Origin of the sequence: Streptococcus mitis (assembly GCF_946190335.1) — a bacterium.
GTDB classification, from domain to species: domain Bacteria; phylum Bacillota; class Bacilli; order Lactobacillales; family Streptococcaceae; genus Streptococcus; species Streptococcus mitis_CH.
In genome coordinates, this window is sequence record NZ_CAMHZN010000012.1 from 1 (window position 1) to 311 (window position 311).

Genomic DNA, 311 nt, shown 5'->3' on the forward strand with positions numbered 1-311 from the left:
AAAGCTAAGGAAGCAGAAATCGATGCGAACAACGACTTAACAGCTGAAGAGAAAGCAAAAGCTAAGGAAGATGCAAAAGCGAAAGCAGACGCAGCGAAAACAGCAATCGACAACGCAACAACAAACGATGCGGTAGAACAAGCTAAGACTGCAGGAACAACAAGTGTAGACTTAGTCACTCCAACAGCGCAAGCTAAGCCAGCAGCTAAAAAAGCAATAGACGATGCGCTGAAAGCTAAGGAAGCAGAAATCGATGCGAACAACGACTTAACAGCTGAAGAGAAAGCAAAAGCTAAGGAAGATGCAAAAGC

The 311-nt window shown here is 44.4% G+C and carries 1 protein-coding gene; it reads left to right on the forward strand.

Translation table 11 applies throughout. The features are described 5' to 3' along the window. On the forward strand, window positions 1-311 hold a 311-nt coding region (locus N8O43_RS09595; protein ID WP_261223735.1), incomplete at both ends, for a DUF1542 domain-containing protein.